Origin of the sequence: Cronobacter condimenti 1330 (assembly GCF_001277255.1) — a bacterium.
In the GTDB taxonomy this organism is placed as follows: Bacteria; Pseudomonadota; Gammaproteobacteria; order Enterobacterales; family Enterobacteriaceae; genus Cronobacter; species Cronobacter condimenti.
Genome location: NZ_CP012264.1, coordinates 1,550,651 through 1,569,266, shown reverse-complemented (window position 1 = coordinate 1,569,266; position 18,616 = coordinate 1,550,651). Strand labels below are relative to the sequence as shown.

At 55.4% G+C, this 18,616-nt stretch carries 11 protein-coding genes; 4 read left to right on the top strand and 7 right to left on the bottom strand.

The window, feature by feature from the left end; translation table 11 throughout:
* Positions 1–80 precede the first annotated feature (80 nt).
* Positions 81–2,693 carry an aminopeptidase N gene (pepN, locus tag AFK62_RS07130; protein ID WP_053531807.1) on the bottom strand — a complete coding sequence of 871 codons (2,613 nt, stop codon included), beginning with the start codon at positions 2,691–2,693 and terminating at the stop codon, positions 81–83.
* A gap of 266 nt (positions 2,694–2,959) precedes the next feature.
* Here pepN and pncB point away from each other — a divergent pair, with 266 nt between their 5' ends.
* The 4 genes from pncB (at position 2,960) to AFK62_RS07110 (ending at position 8,723) form a co-directional block, all read left to right on the top strand.
* Positions 2,960–4,162: a nicotinate phosphoribosyltransferase gene (pncB, locus tag AFK62_RS07125; protein ID WP_053531806.1), complete on the top strand. Its 1,203-nt coding sequence runs from the start codon at positions 2,960–2,962 to the stop codon at positions 4,160–4,162.
* Positions 4,163–4,328: 166 nt separating this feature from the next.
* Complete coding sequence (gene asnS, locus AFK62_RS07120; RefSeq protein ID WP_007664700.1) at positions 4,329–5,729, top strand: asparagine--tRNA ligase; 1,401 nt, start codon at positions 4,329–4,331, stop codon at positions 5,727–5,729.
* A gap of 532 nt (positions 5,730–6,261) precedes the next feature.
* The gene (ompF, locus tag AFK62_RS07115) at positions 6,262–7,347 is read left to right on the top strand and encodes a porin OmpF (RefSeq protein ID WP_007664699.1); all 1,086 of its coding nucleotides are present in this window, start codon (positions 6,262–6,264) and stop codon (positions 7,345–7,347) included.
* A gap of 185 nt (positions 7,348–7,532) precedes the next feature.
* Positions 7,533–8,723: an amino acid aminotransferase gene (locus AFK62_RS07110; protein ID WP_053531805.1), complete on the top strand. Its 1,191-nt coding sequence runs from the start codon at positions 7,533–7,535 to the stop codon at positions 8,721–8,723.
* 60 nt (positions 8,724–8,783) lie between these two features.
* Here AFK62_RS07110 and AFK62_RS07105 read toward each other — a convergent pair whose 3' ends face one another.
* From AFK62_RS07105 to mukF, 6 genes are all read right to left on the bottom strand, one after another.
* Positions 8,784–9,431, bottom strand: coding sequence for an MBL fold metallo-hydrolase (locus AFK62_RS07105; RefSeq protein ID WP_007664696.1), 648 nt, complete (start codon positions 9,429–9,431; stop codon positions 8,784–8,786).
* A gap of 39 nt (positions 9,432–9,470) precedes the next feature.
* Positions 9,471–10,019, bottom strand: coding sequence for a YcbK family protein (locus AFK62_RS07100; protein ID WP_007664694.1), 549 nt, complete (start codon positions 10,017–10,019; stop codon positions 9,471–9,473).
* Between the two features lie 180 nt (positions 10,020–10,199).
* Entirely contained in the window at positions 10,200–12,005 is a 1,806-nt protein-coding gene (ldtD, locus tag AFK62_RS07095; RefSeq protein WP_007664693.1) for a L,D-transpeptidase, read from the bottom strand.
* A gap of 155 nt (positions 12,006–12,160) precedes the next feature.
* Positions 12,161–16,609, bottom strand: coding sequence for a chromosome partition protein MukB (mukB, locus tag AFK62_RS07090; protein ID WP_053531804.1), 4,449 nt, complete (start codon positions 16,607–16,609; stop codon positions 12,161–12,163).
* Complete coding sequence (mukE, locus tag AFK62_RS07085; protein ID WP_032983915.1) at positions 16,602–17,312, bottom strand: chromosome partition protein MukE; 711 nt, start codon at positions 17,310–17,312, stop codon at positions 16,602–16,604. Before mukE ends, mukB begins: the two co-directional genes overlap by 8 nt.
* Positions 17,293–18,615: a chromosome partition protein MukF gene (gene mukF, locus AFK62_RS07080; protein WP_007664690.1), complete on the bottom strand. Its 1,323-nt coding sequence runs from the start codon at positions 18,613–18,615 to the stop codon at positions 17,293–17,295. The genes mukE and mukF overlap by 20 nt, the downstream gene beginning before the upstream one ends.
* Between the last annotated feature and the right edge of the window lies 1 nt (position 18,616).

Sequence of the window (18,616 nt, the reverse complement as noted above, 5' to 3'; positions counted from 1 at the left end):
CCGCCTGACATGGTGATGGACCGTACGATAAATGTGTCGGTCGGGTAAGCGTAATGCGACCCGCCGCTCATGTTTACCGGTTACGCCAGCGCTTTACTCACTTTCTCATACAAATCGCCAGATAACTTCGGTAGCGCTTTTAACTCTTCCAGCGCCGCACGCATCAGCGCCTGACGTTTGTCGTCATAACGTTTCAGGCGGATCAGCGGCTCAATCAGACGTGACGCCACCTGCGGGTTGCGCGTATTGAGCTCGGTGAGCATCTCCACCAGGAAACGATAACCGCTGCCATCCTCGGCATGGAAGGCCGCCGGATTGTTGGTGGCAAACGCGCCGACCAGCGCACGAACGCGGTTGGGGTTACCGAGGCTGAATGAACGATGCTCCAGCAGTGCACGGACATTGGTCACCACCGCTTTCGCCGGGCTCATGGCCTGCAACATAAACCATTTGTCCATCACCAGACCGTCGTGATGCCACTTGTCGTCATATTCGGCAAGCAGCGTATCGCGACACGGCAGCTGTGCTGCCACGGCCGTTGCAAGGGCCGCGAGCGCGTCGGTCATGTTGTCCGCCTCGTGGTACTGCATCGCAACCAGTTTATCGGCCAGTTGTGCATCGCCAAACGCCAGATAGTGCAGGCAGGTGTTACGCAGCGCGCGCTTGCCGATATCCGCATGATCGATACGATAACCGGTCAGCTTATGGGCGTTGTAGACCGCCAGTAGTTCATCGGCCAGTTCAGTGGCAAGCGTGCGCGTCAGTGCATCATGCACAGCGGCGATAGCCTGCGGGTCGATAGTCTGGAACAGCTCGGCAATTTCATTCTGCGACGGCAGTGTCAGGATCTCTGCCGCCAGTGCCGGATCGAGGGTCTCATCAAGCAGGATCGCGCGGAAGGCATCCGCGACGTGCAGCGGCAGCGACAGCGGTTGCTGCTGCTGATAACGCGCGACATTCAGTTTGATATGGGTGGCAAGCAGGCTCTGCGCCGCGTCCCAGCGGGAGAAATCGTTGCGTGCGTGACGCATCAGGAACGTCAACTGCTGATCGCTCCATTTGTATTCAAGCTTCACGGGAGCGGAGAATTCACGCAACAGCGACGGCACCGGCTGGAAATAGACATTGTCGAAAACGAAGGTCTGCTCCGCCTGGGTGAGGTTCAGCACGTGGTGCACCGGATGCCCCTCTTTTTGCAGCGGGATCACGTTACCTTCGTTGTCATAAAGCTCAATATCAAACGGAATATGCAGCGGCAGTTTTTCCGGCTGATCCGCCGTCGGCGGCGTTCTCTGGCTTAGCGTCAGGGTGTACTGCTCGGTTTGCGGGTTGTAGTCATCCTGTACGGTGACAATCGGCGTACCGGACTGGCTGTACCAGCGGCGGAAATGCGACAGGTCAACATTGGACGCATCTTCCATCGCCTGCACGAAATCGTCGCAGGTGGCGGCGCTGCCGTCATGGCGTTCGAAATAGAGCTGCATGCCCTTCTGGAAATTGGCTTCGCCCAGCAGCGTATGCAGCATGCGGATCACTTCGGAGCCTTTTTCATACACCGTCAGGGTGTAGAAATTGTTCATCTCGATGACCATGTCCGGGCGAATCGGGTGCGCCATCGGGCTTGCGTCTTCAGCGAACTGCATAGCACGCATGGTGCGCACGTTGCTGATGCGGTTAACCGCACGGGAGCCGAGATCGGAGCTGAACTCCTGATCGCGAAATACCGTTAGCCCCTCTTTCAGGCTGAGCTGGAACCAGTCGCGGCAGGTGACGCGGTTACCGGTCCAGTTATGGAAATATTCGTGTCCAATGACACGTTCAATATTGAGGTAGTCTTTATCAGTCGCGGTTTCGGCGCGCGCCAGCACAAATTTGGAGTTAAAGACATTCAGCCCTTTGTTCTCCATCGCGCCCATATTGAAGAAATCCACCGCAACTATCATATAGATGTCGAGATCGTACTCCAGACCAAAACGCGTTTCGTCCCACTTCATGGAGTTTTTCAGCGAGGTCATCGCCCAGCCAGCGCGATCAAGATTGCCGCGATCTACATAAAGCTCCAGCGCGACATCACGCCCGGAACGGGTAGTGAAGGTATCACGCAGCACATCGAAATCGCCCGCTACCAGCGCGAACAGATAACACGGTTTCGGGAACGGATCTTCCCATTGCATCCAGTGACGGCCATCGTCCAGCTCGCCCTGCGCGACACGGTTGCCGTTAGAAAGCAGATACGGGTATTTCGCTTTATCAGCGATAATTTTGGTCGTGAAGCGGGCCAGCACGTCCGGGCGATCCAGGTACCAGGTAATATGACGGAAACCTTCCGCTTCGCACTGGGTGCAAAGCGCTTCGCCCGACTGATATAGCCCTTCCAGCGCAGTGTTCGTCGCTGGGCTAATGTTATTGACGATTTTTAAAGTAAAGCGCTCCGGCACGTTTTCCAGCACCAGCGCGCCCTCTTCCAGGCGATGTTGCGTCCAGGGCGTGCCATCAACCTCGACCGAAATCAGGGTAAGGTCTTCGCCGTCCAGACGCAGCGGCGCATTCTCCGCCACACGGCGGTTGACCTGACTGACCGCCGTGACCCGCGTTCTGGCGGCGTCGAGGTCGAAGGTCAGATCAATATCGGTAATCATATAATCCGGCGCACGGTAGTCGTGGCGGTATTTTGCTTGTGGCTGTTGAGTCATAAAAAACCTTATCCAGGGTCCGTATGGTTACGTCTCCAGTCTATTCCTGTTGCGTTAATGTTGCCACGCAGAATCTTTCACTTTTCAGAGGCTACCGGGCAGATTGCTACAATTAAGTAACATGCGGCACGAATTGCCCTCGACCCGCTTCGTCGGTTGTGTTGTGATCCTGCTTCAATAAACCGATAATCAGGGTATACTCCTGCGTCTTTATCTGCTTATGCCACTGATAGACACGCGCCTGTGAGAGGATGCCAGTTCGCACCATGACACAATACGCTTCCCCCCTATTGCAAACGCTGCTGGATACGGACGCCTATAAGCTGCATATGCAGCAGGCGGTTTTTCACCACTATGCTGACGTGCATGTGACAGCAGAATTTCGCTGCCGTGGTGACGATCTGCTGGGCATTTATGCCGACGCCATTCGCGAACAGGTTGACGCTATGCAACATCTGGCGCTTTCCGACGTCGAATTTCAGTGGCTCTCCGGCCTGCCGTTTTTCAAAGCGGACTACCTCGCCTGGCTGAAAAACTTCCGTTATGACCCCTCGCAGGTACAAATTCGTAACGATGGCGGCAAACTCGACATTCGCATGAGCGGCCCGTGGCGTGAAGTTATCATGTGGGAAGTGCCGCTGCTGGCGGTCATCAGCGAACTGGTGCACCGCTATCGTTCCCCGCAGGCGAGCGTCGATCAAGCGCTGACGCATCTCGATGTCAAATTGCAGGATTTCCGTGCGATGACTGACGGGCTCGATCTGAGCGCGTTCCGCCTCATGGATTTCGGCACCCGCCGTCGTTTTTCACGCGAAGTTCAGCAGGCCATCGTTGAGCGGCTCAAGCAGGAACCGTGGTTTATCGGCACCAGCAACTATGACCTCGCGCGTCGTCTCTCTCTGACACCAATGGGCACTCAGGCTCATGAATGGTTTCAGGCGCATCAACAAATAAGCCCGGATCTTGCCAATAGCCAGATTGCAGCGTTGCAGGCGTGGCTCGATGAATATCCGGATATGCTCGGCATCGCGCTGACTGACTGTATTACGATGGATGCGTTCCTGCGTGACTTTGGCCCGGCGTTCGCCGGACGCTATCAGGGGCTGCGCCATGACTCTGGTGACCCGATCCAGTGGGGCGAAAAAGCCATCACGCATTATCAGGCACTCGGTATCGACCCGCTCAGCAAGACGCTGATTTTTTCCGACAATCTCGATTTCGCTAAAGCGATTGAGCTCTATCGCCATTTTGCCGATCGCATTAAGCTCGGCTTTGGCATCGGCACCCGCCTGACCTGCGATATCCCACAGGTGAAGCCGCTCAACATTGTGATTAAGCTTGTCGAGTGTAATGGCCGCCCGGTCGCCAAGCTCTCTGACAGCCCTGGCAAAACCATCTGTCATGACAAAGCGTTCGTGCGCGCGTTGCGCAAAGCCTTCGACCTGCCGCAGGTGCGCAAAGCAAGCTAATGTATTCCTTCAGGGAGCCGCGCGCTCCCTGCTTTCTCTTCCCCTTTCGGATTTCTTTTTCCCGCACCGCGAATTCTGCTTGTCTGATGGCGTATGCCAGGTAACATAGATAACCCCCCGTCCGGGTGGAAAATGTTATTTTTGACCATTAACCAGAGAGAAAATTATGAGCGTTGTGCCTGTAGCCGACGTACTCCAGGGCCGCGTTGCCGTTGACAGTGAAGTCACCGTGCGCGGGTGGGTGCGTACCCGAAGAGATTCAAAAGCTGGCATCTCCTTCCTCGCCGTTTATGACGGTTCCTGCTTTGATCCGATACAGGCTGTCATCAATAATTCTCTGCCCAATTATAATGAAGAGGTGCTGCACCTCACGACGGGCTGTTCTGTTATCGTCACCGGCAAGGTGGTCGAATCCCCGGGCGAAGGCCAGAGCTTTGAGCTGCAGGCAACGCAGGTTGAAGTGACCGGCTGGGTTGACGATCCGGATACCTACCCGATGGCGGCCAAGCGTCACAGCATCGAGTATCTGCGTGAAGTGGCGCACCTGCGTCCGCGTACCAACCTTATCGGCGCGGTGGCCCGTGTGCGTCACACCCTGGCGCAGGCGCTGCACCGTTTCTTCCACGAGCAGGGCTTCTTCTGGGTGTCCACCCCACTGATCACCGCCTCCGATACCGAAGGCGCAGGTGAGATGTTCCGCGTCTCTACACTGGATCTCGAAAACCTGCCGCGCGACGGCCAGGGCAAAATCGATTTCGACAAAGACTTTTTCGGCAAAGAAGCGTTTCTGACGGTTTCTGGCCAGTTGAACGGCGAAACCTACGCCTGCGCGCTGTCGAAAATCTACACCTTCGGCCCTACTTTCCGTGCGGAAAACTCCAACACCAGCCGCCACCTGGCGGAGTTCTGGATGCTGGAGCCGGAAGTGGCATTCGCCAATCTGAATGATGTGGCAGGTCTTGCGGAAGCGATGCTGAAATATGTCTTCAAAGCGGTGCTCGATGAGCGCATGGATGACATGAAATTCTTCGCGGAGCGCGTCGATAAAGAAGCCGTCGACCGTCTGGAGCGATTCATTTCCGCAGACTTTGCGCAGGTGGATTACACCGACGCTGTCGCCATCCTTGAGAAGTGCGGCGAGAAATTTGAAAACCCGGTTTACTGGGGTGTGGATCTGGCATCCGAGCATGAGCGTTATCTCGCTGAGAAACACTTTAAAGCGCCGGTCGTCGTGAAAAACTACCCGAAAGACATTAAAGCGTTTTACATGCGTCTTAACGAAGATGGTAAAACTGTGGCCGCAATGGACGTGCTCGCGCCGGGTATCGGTGAAATCATCGGCGGCTCGCAGCGTGAAGAACGTCTTGACGTGCTCGACGCCCGCATGGCTGAGATGGGTCTTAATAAAGAAGACTACTGGTGGTATCGCGACCTGCGCCGTTACGGCACCGTGCCGCACGCGGGCTTCGGTCTCGGCTTTGAACGTCTGATAGCCTATGTGACTGGTGTTCAAAACGTACGCGATGTTATTCCTTTCCCGCGTACGCCACGTAACGCGAACTTCTAATCCTCAAAGGGCCAGCTTGCTGGCCCTTTCTCTTTCTGCCTGCCCGTTGTGCATTTTTTATTACAGCATCGCTTATCTTTCTGCTGCGCAAAAATCAGCCAATCCTCTTATGGCATTTTTTTGCACCGCTTCGCTATAGCAGATTTGTACACAACTTCCACAGCCATCCAGACTTCCATCCTTGCTCGGCAATAAAAAACCGTTACTGCTTACAATTGTATAAAAATGCAGCTTATCAAAATTAATGATAAGTTTTTCATATATATAAGAAAGGAATGGCCGAAATTTATTCACTTAAGTAATAAATTTGAGGTCTCTCACAAAGTCCCCTCCCATTAACAAAATCTTACACAATATTTCTTTTTGTTACCTGATTTAGACATTTGTAGCACTTTCAGGGTAGCGAAACGATTATATGAATGGAAAGATGCCAGACAGACACAGAAAGACACCAAACTCTCATCAATAGTTCCGTAATGAATTATTGACGGCAGTGGCAGGTGTTCAAAAAAACCAATGAGGGTAATAAATAATGATGAAGCGCAATATCCTGGCAGTGGTTATCCCTGCCCTGCTGGTAGCCGGTGCAGCAAACGCTGCAGAAATCTATAATAAAGACGGCAACAAAGTAGATATTTACGGTAAAGCAGTAGGTCTGCACTATTTTACTAAAGACAATGGCGCAAACGGTTATGATGGCAACGGCGACAGAACGTATGCCCGTCTTGGTTTTAAAGGTGAGACGCAGATCAATGACCAACTGACCGGTTACGGCCAGTGGGAATATAATTTCCAGGGTAACAATGCTGAAAGCGGTACTGGCGTTCAGAACGGAAATAAAACCCGTCTGGCATTTGCTGGTCTGAAATTCGGTGACTTCGGTTCTTTCGACTATGGTCGTAACTACGGCCTGGTATACGATGCTATCGGCGTAACCGATATGCTGCCTGAGTTCGGTGGCGACACTGGTGCCAGCGATAACTTCTTTGCTGGCCGTAACGGTGGTCTGGCAACTTACCGTAACAGCAACTTCTTTGGCCTGGTAGATGGCCTGAGCTTCGGTGTTCAGTATCTGGGCAAAAATGAGCGTGCTGGCTCTATTGCTGATATCCAGCGTTCCAACGGTGACGGCTGGGCAACCTCTCTGGGTTACGAATTTGATGGTTTCAGTGTTATCGGTGGCTACGGCGCTGCTGACCGTACCAACGCTCAGGAAACTCTGGCTCGCGGTAAAGGTGCTAAAGCTGAACAGTGGGCAACCGGTGTGAAATATGATGCTAACAACATCTATCTGGCTGCACTGTATGGTGAAACCCGCAATGCTACCCGTATCACTAACGGTTACGCAAATAAAACTCAGGACTTCTCTGTTGTTGCTCAGTACCAGTTCGATTTCGGCCTGCGTCCGTCTATCGCTTACTACAAATCTAAAGCGAAAGATGTTGAGGGCATTGGTAGCGAAGAATTCATCAACTATATCGAAGTTGGCGCGACTTACTACTTCAACAAAAATATGTCCACCTATGTTGATTACATCATCAACCAGATCGACAGCGACAACAAACTGGGCGTAGGTTCTGACAACACCGCCGCAGTGGGTATCGTTTACCAGTTCTAATCAGCACAACCTCGTTGTCTGATAGCGAAAAAACAGGGCTTCGGCCCTGTTTTTTTATGGGTAAAAGAAAATTCTGCCGACTTTTGCGATCCATGTAACTTTTCCGGGCAAACGGTTGGCATTTTGTAAATCTCCCGTTAACCTGATAGCGAATTTCCCTTCTGAAATCACAATGGAACCTCGTCATGTTTGAGAACATTACCGCCGCCCCAGCCGACCCGATCCTTGGCCTGGCCGATCTGTTTCGTGCCGACGACCGCCCGACCAAAATTAACTTAGGCATTGGTGTTTACAAGGATGAAACCGGTAAGACCCCGGTTCTGACCAGCGTTAAAAAAGCAGAACAATATCTGCTGGAAAATGAAACCACCAAAAACTACCTCGGCATTGACGGTATTCCCGAATTCGGCCGCTGCACGCAGGAACTGCTGTTCGGTAAAGGCAGCCACATCATTAACAATAAACGCGCCCGTACGGCGCAGACTCCGGGCGGTACCGGCGCGCTGCGCGTCGCGGCAGATTTCCTCGCGAAAAACACCGACGTGAAGCGCGTCTGGGTCTCTAACCCGAGCTGGCCGAACCATAAAGGCGTGTTTAACTCCGCCGGGCTGGAAGTGCGCGAATACGCTTACTACGACGCCGCAAACCATACCCTCGATTTTGACGGGCTTTTGAACAGCCTGCAGGAAGCGCAAGCGGGTGATGTCGTACTGTTCCACGGCTGCTGCCACAACCCGACCGGCATTGACCCCACACTCGAACAGTGGGAACAGCTGGCCAAACTGTCCGTTGAAAAAGGCTGGCTGCCGCTGTTTGACTTCGCCTACCAGGGCTTCGCCCGCGGTCTGGAGGAAGATGCCGAAGGCCTGCGTGCGTTCGCCGCACTGCATCAAGAGCTTATCGTCGCAAGCTCCTTCTCCAAAAACTTCGGCCTGTATAACGAGCGCGTGGGTGCCTGTACGCTGGTCGCGGCCGATACCGACGCCGCAGATCGCGCGTTCAGCCAGATGAAATCGTGCATTCGCGCTAACTACTCCAACCCGCCGGCACACGGTGCATCGGTGGTTGCGACTATCCTTAGCAACGAAGCGTTACGTACGATGTGGGAGCAGGAGCTGACCGACATGCGCCAGCGCATCCAGCGTATGCGCCAGCTGTTTGTGAATACGCTTGCGGAGAAAGGCGCGAACCGCGACTTCAGCTTCATCACCAAACAGAACGGCATGTTCTCTTTCAGCGGCCTCACCAAAGAGCAGGTGCTGCGTCTTCGTGAAGAATTCGGCGTTTACGCGGTTGCGTCTGGTCGTGTAAACGTGGCGGGCATGACGCCGGACAACATGGCGCCGCTGTGCGAAGCTATCGTTGCCGTGCTGTAATGTCACGCTAAAAAGTAAAAGGGCCGCGCTATGCGGCCCTTTTTATTGGCAGGGAGTAACTTACCAAACCGGCATTTCATCCTGCAGGAAAGGATTATGCAGACGCTCATGGCCGAGCGTGGACATCGGGCCATGGCCGGGAATAAAGGTGACGTCATCGCCAAGCGGCAGCAGCTTACGTTTAATGGAATCAATAAGCTGACTGTGATCGCCGCGCGGGAAATCACTGCGCCCTACACCGCCTTTAAAGATGACATCGCCCGAAACCAGCAAGTGGGACTGCACGTCAAAAAAGACGATATGGCCTGGCGTATGGCCTGGACAATGCAGCACGCCAAGCGTGATATTTCCTACATTCACCGTATCGCCTTCACTGAGCCAGCGGTCCGGCGTCAGCGGCTGACATTCATCAAGGCCAAACATACGGCTCTGGGCGGGTAAACCCTGTAGCCAGAACTCATCTTCTTTTTCCGGGCCGACAATGGGGATGCCATAATGCGCCGCAAGCTCCGCCGCCGCGCCGACATGGTCAAGATGACCGTGCGTTAACAGGATCTGCTGCAGCACAACACCCTTCTGGGCGACTTCCTCTTTAATGCGCTGCGCATCGCCGCCGGGATCGACCAGCGCCGCCTGTTGCGTCTCCTCACACCAGATTAACGAGCAGTTCTGGGCGAACGCCGTTACCGGAATAATATGATAGTTCATACCGCTCCTTTTACCCGGCGCGCTTGCCGGGGTCGTTAATTACCAGTGCCTTAGCGGCCCGGTATCAATATGCACAAAGTTACTGCTGGGGTAGTATCCTACACCACCGGCGCGCAGAGATAACGCCGCTTTGCGAATATTGCTTAACGAAATACCTTCGATATGAAAATCCATCGCCTGGCCTTTGGTGTGGTAGCTGTGCTTTGCCACACCGCGGCTTTTCGAGCGCAGTTCGTTGTTGGTATCAACGGAGCGATAGCCGGAGATCAGCTGGACTGGCTTACGCGTGCCGAGCAGCCCCTGCAGGCGGAACAGCTGATCAAATAATCGGGGGTCAATCGCTTTTACCTTATTCGCCCGGTAATCACGAAAGAAATGGTTAAGCTTTGCTAATTCATCCTGAATATAGCCCCGGCCATCGAAAAATTCGGCCTTAATCGATTCGCCGGTATGTAAGTTATTCAGCGTAAGAATACGCGGTCGCGGCGTCGACAGGGTTGCAAACGCAGGCGTGGGCAGTATTGCAGCGCCGAGAGCGGCACCGCTAAACGCCAGCAGTTTGCGGCGATGAGCGTCAATTTTATCCATGATATTCAGGTCTACAATCAATATGAACAATAACTATGCACTTCTGGCGCACGAGTGGCACCTTAACCGCCGCGGGAGGGGGAGTCAATACAAGTCAAAGCCGGGAATAACGGGCCTTTTTTTACGTTTGGCCCGTTTTATGTTCACATTGAGCAGGTTAAGTCCGCGGAAATAAACCTGTTAGCGGATGAGTTGCTCTACTTTAGGAAGGATTTGTGCGCCCGATCGCGCCGTGTGATCGTAATTGTAAATATCTGTACGATACTGCGGACGCCCGTCTTCGCCGATAAACGCAGTCAGGTAATAAAGGTTCACCGGAATGGTCTGCGGAATATTCACGTAGCGCGTGTTCCCCTCTTTCAGCGTCTGCGAAATACGCGAATCGTTCCAGCCTGCATCCTGCAATAGCATATTGGCAAGCTCGGAAGCCTTATTCACGCGTACGCAGCCGGAACTGAGTGCGCGCGCGTCGCGCTGGAACAGATTGTGGTTTGGCGTATCGTGCAGATAAATCGCATCAGAACTTGGCATGTTGAATTTATAACGCCCCAGCGAGTTATGTGCACCTGGCGCCTGCTGGAAACGGAAAGGCAGGTTAGACGGCGTAATCGTCGCCCAGTCCACCATCCACGGATCCACAACGTCGGCGTTACTGCTCCAGCCATTCAGCACCGTATAGCCGTGGCTTTCCAGATACCCCGGGTCATTCCATACCTTCGGCAGAATATCTTTGCGCGCAAGTGTCGGCGGCACGTTCCACGGCGGGTTCACTACCACGTTATTGAGCGCACTGCTCATGAGCGGCGTTTTACGATCCGGGCGGCCAACAATCACCCGCGACGCCAGCACCTGATTGCCATTCTGATAGTAGACCAGTGAATATTCAGGAATATTCACCATAATGCCGGTACTCAGTTTCCCTGGCAGCAGACGCAGGCGCTGAATATTGAGTGCCAGCAGAGCGGCGCGCTGCGCGGGCGTGACATTCAGCCATTCACGGGTCGACTGGCCGATAACGCCATCCGCGCCCAGGCCTTGCCATTTCTGAAAGCGTTTCACCGCCGCCACCAGGTCTTTATCGTAAACGGCGCGTGTCGGTTTTGCCGTCACCGTCTGGCTCTCTGTTTTCGAAGTAGCCGACGGGCTCACAACGTGATTGTTATCGCCAGGCAGCACGATGTCCGGGCCGCCGTCCATCATGCCGGTGCGCTGTAAAATCTCTTTCAGGGCAGGAATGTCGCTACTCCACTGACCGGGACGCAACTTCTCTTTACTTGTCATCTGCGGCCATGGACGCGTATCTGCCACCATCTGTAACAGCGAGGCATGCATCGGTGCATATTGCGGGTGCGCCGGGGCCAGCGAACGGACAAAGGCCGGAACGGAACCGTTATCCAGTGCAACCTGCCACTGGTTAAGTACGGTCAGCGCCGGCATCTCCGGTTTGTAGGGCTTTTCACTGTACAGCCAGCGGTTTCCCTGGCTTGGAATGCCGGAAATAAAATGCAGATAGCCGACCATCGCATCGCTCAGCACGATATCGCGGGCAAGACCTGTCACCGCCGGGTTTGTTAGTTGCTCTACCCAGGCAGTAAATTGTGGCTGGAAACCTGCCAGCGCCACTTCAGCGAGCTGCTGCTGGAACGCCTGCACTGCGTCGCGGTTTTCCCACATGGGTTTGAGATCGCGCCCCGCATAAAGCCCGACCAGCGCGTTCATATAGACCGGTGTAAAGCCCGCAGGCAGTGCCGCCTGTAGCTGCGCGCGCGCGCTCGCCAGACGACTTTCCGCGTCTGGCACACTATTTGCTGCCAGGAATACCATCCCCGGCGATAGCGCCATAGGCTGTGCGCTCAGCGTAGTAATACTGTCGGTGGTGATCAGTTCCGGTTCGTCGGCGTACGCGTTAAACAGTGGAGCGATACTGAGAGCCAGACACAAACTCAGTGCTGACCGTCGAAAACCATGCATATTATTAAGCACCATCCCTTGCCCCCTGTTTTTCAGAATAGTTCGGCACTCAGGCTTATTTTGAGTATATAAAGAGAAAAAACCATTTGCCTTGCCGAATGTAAAGAAGTTTAAAGATTTACCGCCCAAAAAGAAAGCGGGCCGAAGCCCGCTCCTTAAGGATTATCTCATCACGACACATCAGCCGTGCCTGGCAACGCTTCTGCCGGTGGGGCGGCAAAGCCACGCAGCCCCACTACATGCACGTGTTCATGGTTCTGGAACACTTTACGCACCAGTTTATAGGTCGTGCCTTTTTCCGGGCTGATATTCTCCGGCGCCGCGATAATAAGCTGCATTTGCAGACGCTCGCAGAGTTCAAACAGCGTTGCAATGGAGCGGGCATCCAGACGCGCCGCTTCATCAAGGAACAGCAGACGGCAAGGAGAAATATCTTTGCCGCGCAGGCGGCTCGATTCATCTTCCCAGCTCTGCACCACCATTACCAGAATGGACATCCCGGTACCGATCGCCTCACCTGTCGACAGCGCGCCGCTTTCCGCGCGCAGCCAGCCATCGGAGCCGCGGTTAACCTCAACTTCCATTTCCAGATAGTTGCGATAATCCAGCAGCTCTTCGCCGATGGTCTGGGCAGTACGCTGGCCCATATCAATTTGCGGATTCAGGCGCTGCCAGAGTTTCGCCAGCGCCTCCGAGAACGTCAGGCGGCTACTGTTAAAGAGATCCTGATGTTGCTCATGCTGCTCGGCGAGCACTTCCAGTAACGTCGCATGGCTTTCACGTACGTTGACGTTAAGGCGCACGCTGTTGACCTGGCCGAAGGAGACGCTCTGTAGCCCCTGGTTGAGCATACGAATACGGTTCTGCTCACGCTGGATGGTCTTGCGAATAATATTCGCCACGCTGCGGGAACTAATAGCCAGTTTCTGCTCACGTGAGGTCAGCTCTTCCGTCAAACGGCCCAGCTCTATCTCCATCTGTTCGATAGCTTCGACTGGATCGTCGGTACGGATAATATCCTGACGGATACGCTCGCGCAGATGCTGATACACCGCGACGAAGAACTGGATTTTGCGCTCCGGCCGTTTGGGATCTTCGGACATTCGCAGCACATCGCGCAGATGTTCGTTATCCGCTACGGCAAGGCGCAGCGCGCCAAGGGCTTTATCCGACATTGAACGCAGATCGTCGCCGGAATGATAGGCCAGCTCACGGCGATGCAGGCGGCGCTCAACACCGTTGTCTTTCACCATGCGCATCACCGCACACCAGCCGGCCTTCGCGCTCACGACCTGCTCGCGCATATCGTGGTAGTTACGCTCAAGGCGTTTCAGGCTGCGGGTCAGGTTATCCATCTCCGCTTCACACAGCGTCAACTGTTTTTCAAGCTGGTTACGGCGCGAGCGGTTGTTGCTAAGACGGGTATGCAGCTCGTCACGACGCTGGCGGGCGCGCTCTTCTGCCCCGGCATCCGCTCGTACGCCGATATCCTGCAATTCACGCTGCAGGTCGCCCAACAGTTCTTTCTTGGTGTCAAAGGAGCTTTTCAGCGATGCCAGCACCTGATGATACTGGCTGAGTTGAGCGGCGTGGGTGCGTAGCGCTTCACGGGCGCGCGTACGCTCGGTTTCCGCGTGTTCCAGGCGCTGACGCAGCTTCTCGTTGAGATCGGTATTGCCGCCGAACATCTGCGCCGAGTCGCTGTAGCTGAAGTGCGCGCGACGCTGCACGACTTCACTTAGCGCGAAGGCTTGCTGACGGGCATCGCGTTGAGTCTGACGCGCCTGCTCATAATCCTGTTTGAGTTGGTCGAACTGCTCAGGGTCGCTTTGCAACACCGAGGCCACAGGCTCAAGCTTCGCAAGCGCCGTGCCGTGCTGGGAGATAAAGCGCGCAGCGTCCTGGGCTTCCGCCAGCCGCTCCTGAATCTCATCCACACGATCGGCGAGGCTGTCATCCGCCAGCAGACTCAGGCGCGGCAGCAGACGGTTAAGCTGGGCCACGCCCTCTTTCGCCTGTTCAAACTGCACACGCTGCTGCTGGTTGTCATTCTCGTGCTGGCTGATGGCGCGCTCAATTTCACTGCGCCGTGTCGTGAGCTTGCGGATTTCCGCTTCCGGATCGGCTTCAAACGCGACGGCCAGATGCTGGCCGACAAAACGGCTGAAGGCCTGATGCAGACGCTGCGTTTTCTGCACATCGAAAGAGAGCGTCGCATAGCGCTCAGACAGCGCTTCACGCTCGGCGTGCAGGCTTTCAATGCGGCTCTCGCGGGCCGCACGACCAAACAGCGGCAATGCCGGGAAACGGGAGTAGCGCCACTGCCGCTCGGCGACTTTCACGACGACCGCTTTTTCGAGCTCCTCGACGCTGAATACGCTGTCATCGAAGGATTGCGGGTCCCCTTCAATCAGATACAGATCTTCCGGACACTCTTCGAGGCCGTCGAGCTGGTCGCGCACCAGCGATAAATCAGGCACCACAATCGCGTGACGCGACGGACCATAGAGCGCCGAGAAGTACGGCGCATCGTCAAGCGAAACGTCATCGTAAATCTCAGAAAGCAGCACGCCGCCAAAGCGTTCGGCAAGCGCGTTAAGACGCGCATCTTCCGCGCCACCCGGCTGGCTTAAACGTTCAATCTCTTCGTCAACCGCGCGTTTGCGGGCACCGACTTCGTCGCGCTCAACAATGGCTTCGCGCTCACGCTCCAGCAACTGCTGCAGATACTCTGTAACCTGCTGGCCGGATTCAAAGGTCTCGCCACTCTGTTCGCTAATTTGATTAAGGCTGTTTTGCGCCGCAAGCCAGGCAGGGGCATGGCTGGTCAGCGTTTTGACACGGCTCTGGATCTGCTCCAGCTCCTGGCGCAGCGTCATACGCTGTTCGCCCGCCTGAGACACGCTGTCAGAAAGCGCGGCGATACGTGCTTCCAGTTCTTCGTTCAGCGCTTCGAGATCGTCTGGATCGTATTCTTTGCCCTGACGCTTACAGAACTCCGCCAGCAGACGCTCGGCGTCCTGCTGTTCGCGCAGGCGCTGTTCCAGCTCGGAGAGCCGCATACGCAGCGGCTGAACCTGTTCAGCCAGATGACGCTGCTGGCTCGCGTCGCGCAGCAATTCGCGCGCTACGTTCCAGGCCTCTGAGCGGCTTACCGGACCGTTTATCGAGGCTACCAACTGGTAGGCCTGTTCAAACTGGCTGTGCGCGGTTTGCGCAACGCTCATTTTCTGCTCAAGCGACAGCAGGCGCTCGGTCGCTTCCTGCTCTTTGGCCTGGAAGGTATCAAGCCACTCGTCAGCGCTTTCGGCATTCAGATCCGGCAGATGGCAAAGCTCGCGGGCGCGCTCCAGCGCCGTCAGCGCCTGCTGGTACTGGATAGCGCGGGTCTGCTGAACGTCGAGCGCTTGCTGATAATCAGCAAGCTGATTTTTAAGCTCGTCCACCTCAAGCTCAGCGGCTTCCGCGCGGGCTTCGTTCTCTTCCTGCTGCTCGGCGGCTTCGGCCACCACTTCGCTCTGTTCTTCAAGGCGAATCTGCAGCTCTTCGAGGTCAGCCTCGTAACGCTCGATTTTTTCCTGCTGGCGCAGCGCGGTCTGCACGAGGTTAAGGTGATCGCTCGCGGCCTGATAATCGGTTTCGAGATCGCCTTCTGCGCCCGCATGTTCGGAGAGTTCACGGGCCATATCGACATGCTTATACTGCTCAGCCGCCAGCTGTTTGCGGCTGGTGAACAGCTCGCGGCGCAGCTCCAGCGCCTGGTCAAGATGAATGCGGCGCTCATTAGCGTGACGCATATAATCCGCCGCCACATAGTTAGTGGCTTCGGAGATCAAATGTTTGAACAGATCGCGATCTGACTGCGTGACGCGAATCGCTTCCAGGGTCATGCGGTTTTCGCGAAGCGCCGCTTCCATATCCTGGAATGCTTTACGCACGCCGCCGTTTTCCGGCAGCAGGTAGTCACGCAGCGAGCGGGTAATGGCGCTGGAGATCCCGCCATAAAGCGACGCTTCAATCAGGCGATAGTATTTGCTGCGATCGGAGGCTGAACGCAGGCGACGCGCTACCACACCCAGATCGAACATCAGGGAGTGGTAGTCAGTAATGGAGTTGAACTGCTTGAGTTGCACCCCTTCCATCGCGTCGATTTTGTCTTTCAGTTCATTCAGGCTCAGTACACGCGCCTGACGATCGTTTACGGTTTCGGTCAGAAGTTGCGTCGGCAGTATTGCGCTCGGCAGCCCCTGAATGGCGAACGGCTTGATGTCTACTTTGCGGTCGCGACCGGCAACCTGCTGCAAACGCACGCCCACCAGCACACGCTGATGGCGCGAGTTCACGACATCAAGCACCGAATAACAAACCCCGGCTTTTAGCTTGCCGTGCAGACCTTTATCGCGCGAGCCGCTGGTCGCGCCCGCCTCGGTGGTGTTACGGAAATGCAGAAGCGTAAGGTCGGGGATCAGCGCTGTTACAAACGCCGCCATCGTGGTCGATTTTCCGGCGCCGTTGCCGCCGGAAAGCGTGGTGACCAGCTCATCGAGATCAAACGTACGGGCAAAAAAACCGTTCCAGTTGATAAGCGTTAGTGAGCGAAACTTACCGCGTTCAATCATTGTCATCCTCCGCGTTATCCGGCTGGGTATCGTCGTTCTCATCGTTAAGCTGCAGGTGGTTTTCCACCGGCATCGCTTCGCCGTCGCGGATCATGCGCAGCTGCGCCTCGCGCGGATCGTCACCGGCGCGCACATCCGCGCCGAAGCGGAACACTGACTCGGTAATGCGGAATTTGCTGCTGTCATGCCCCATAAACCAGACCATGCCAAGACGGCGCAGGCGATTAAGCGACGCGCGAACTTTTTCCTGCAACTTCTGACGGTCGAGATCCGAGCCCGTGGAGCGGTTGTTCACAAGTTTCAGCAACTTTGATTCATCCGCAAGCGTCATCAGCTCGTCATAAAGCTCCTGCTGCGTGAAGATACCTTCATTGGCAAGGCGTTCAGGGCTGAGGTAGAGATAACAGAGGATTTTGCCAACCATCATATCCAGCTCGGACAGCACCGAGCGCGGAATGAGCGTCGTGGAGCGCGGGCGCAGGTAGAAAAAACCTTCCGGCGCGCGAACCAGCTCCACGTTGTAACGGCTGTAGAATTCTTCCAGTTCACCCTGGAAGTCCATCAGAAAGGCGTGATTATCCAGCTCATCAAGGCCAACGTGACGCCCGGCGCGCAGCTGGCTGTCGAGCGCCGGAAACAGCGGATTCGCGAGCGCCAGCGCCAGTTTAACTGGCATCACTTGTTCAATATTTGTCGATGACATTCGCCTGTACCTTGGCTCCATAATCATTAATGGACTGCCATTTGGCAGGCAGCCCGGTAAAGTCCGCTTCAGCGACGCCCAGGCGCACGGCCTGATCCACCACGATACGCGCCACGTCGAAATGGCGGGCGCGCGGGAATTGCGTCAGGTATTCGCGCATCACGACACCTAAGTCGAGCGGCTGCTGACGTTCCCGGTAGACTTCAAGCTGGGCTTCAATCATCGCCGCCAGCTGTTCGCGGATCTCGTTAAACTCTTCAAATTCCAGATCTGGCGGTAATTCGCCGGTTACTTCTTCATCGCGCAGCGTCATCTCTTCATCTCGCATGTCGAGCAGGCGATCGGCGCTGGCGTAAGTCAGGGCCCATGGCGCGTCGAAATAGTTCTGTACCGACTGGCGCAGACGCTGGGCGAAGACGCGGTTTTTATCCATATCAATCGCGGTACGGATAAATTTATGAACATGGCGGTCATAGCCGATCCACAGATCAATCGCCTGCTGACCCCAGCTGGTGATGCGATCGAGTTTGCTTTGTAGATCGAACGTCAGGCGATCAACGAAGTGGAGATCGTCACGCCCAAGGGTCGCTTCCTGAATTTGTAACAGGTTAGCCTGCAGCTTATCGCCCGCCGCTTCCAGCGTGTCCTGAAGTTCGCGCAGCGTGCCGGACGTTTCCGACAGCAGCAGTTCGCAGCTGGAGATAGCCGCTCGCCAGTCTTTATTCAGCAGCTGGGCGATGTCATCTTTCACCAGTTGTTGCTGCTCATCCATGATGCGCTGGGTCAGATCGATACTGTCGAAAATCTCCGCCACGGAATATTTCAGCGGCGCGTAGACGTTACGGTGCCAGTGGAATTCATCGCCGCCTTCAACGGCGGCATCGGCGGCGCGCTTGAGTTCGCTTGCCACGATAGAAAGCTGCATCGAGAGGCGCAACGATGAGAATTCACGCTGGCGGATGTAGTAATCCGTAATGCCAATGCCAAGCGGCGTCAGGCGGTAAATTGCGTTGCCTTCCGCCTGCTCGCTGGTGAAACGGTTAATGAGACGCTGGCGCACCATATCGTTAATGGCGTTGTTGGCGCGCTGTGCAACCGTCTCGGTCGTTTGCTCAAAGGCATCGCTGACGTGACGAAACGCGTCCACCAGCTCCCCTTCGCTCATTTCGCCGTCCAGCCTTTCACCGTTCAGCGTGGCGATAGCCAGCAAAAAAGCCAGCCTGTCTACCGGAAGCTGGATCGAAAAATCGTTTTTCCTGGCCCAGGCAACCAGTTCAGGGACTGTCTGGGAAAAAGTACTCATA

Excerpts from the sequence above, each read along its gene's own strand:
- asnS (WP_007664700.1), top strand. The coding sequence starts at position 4,329 with ATGAGCGTTGTGCCTGTAGCCGACGTACTCCAGGGCCGCGTTGCCGTT.
- mukF (WP_007664690.1), bottom strand. The coding sequence starts at position 18,615 with ATGAGTACTTTTTCCCAGACAGTCCCTGAACTGGTTGCCTGGGCCAGG.
- pepN (WP_053531807.1), bottom strand. The coding sequence starts at position 2,693 with ATGACTCAACAGCCACAAGCAAAATACCGCCACGACTACCGTGCGCCG.
- AFK62_RS07105 (WP_007664696.1), bottom strand. The coding sequence starts at position 9,431 with ATGAACTATCATATTATTCCGGTAACGGCGTTCGCCCAGAACTGCTCG.
- ldtD (WP_007664693.1), bottom strand. The coding sequence starts at position 12,005 with ATGGTGCTTAATAATATGCATGGTTTTCGACGGTCAGCACTGAGTTTG.
- AFK62_RS07110 (WP_053531805.1), top strand. The coding sequence starts at position 7,533 with ATGTTTGAGAACATTACCGCCGCCCCAGCCGACCCGATCCTTGGCCTG.
- ompF (WP_007664699.1), top strand. The coding sequence starts at position 6,262 with ATGATGAAGCGCAATATCCTGGCAGTGGTTATCCCTGCCCTGCTGGTA.
- mukE (WP_032983915.1), bottom strand. The coding sequence starts at position 17,312 with ATGTCATCGACAAATATTGAACAAGTGATGCCAGTTAAACTGGCGCTG.
- pncB (WP_053531806.1), top strand. The coding sequence starts at position 2,960 with ATGACACAATACGCTTCCCCCCTATTGCAAACGCTGCTGGATACGGAC.
- mukB (WP_053531804.1), bottom strand. The coding sequence starts at position 16,609 with ATGATTGAACGCGGTAAGTTTCGCTCACTAACGCTTATCAACTGGAAC.
- AFK62_RS07100 (WP_007664694.1), bottom strand. The coding sequence starts at position 10,019 with ATGGATAAAATTGACGCTCATCGCCGCAAACTGCTGGCGTTTAGCGGT.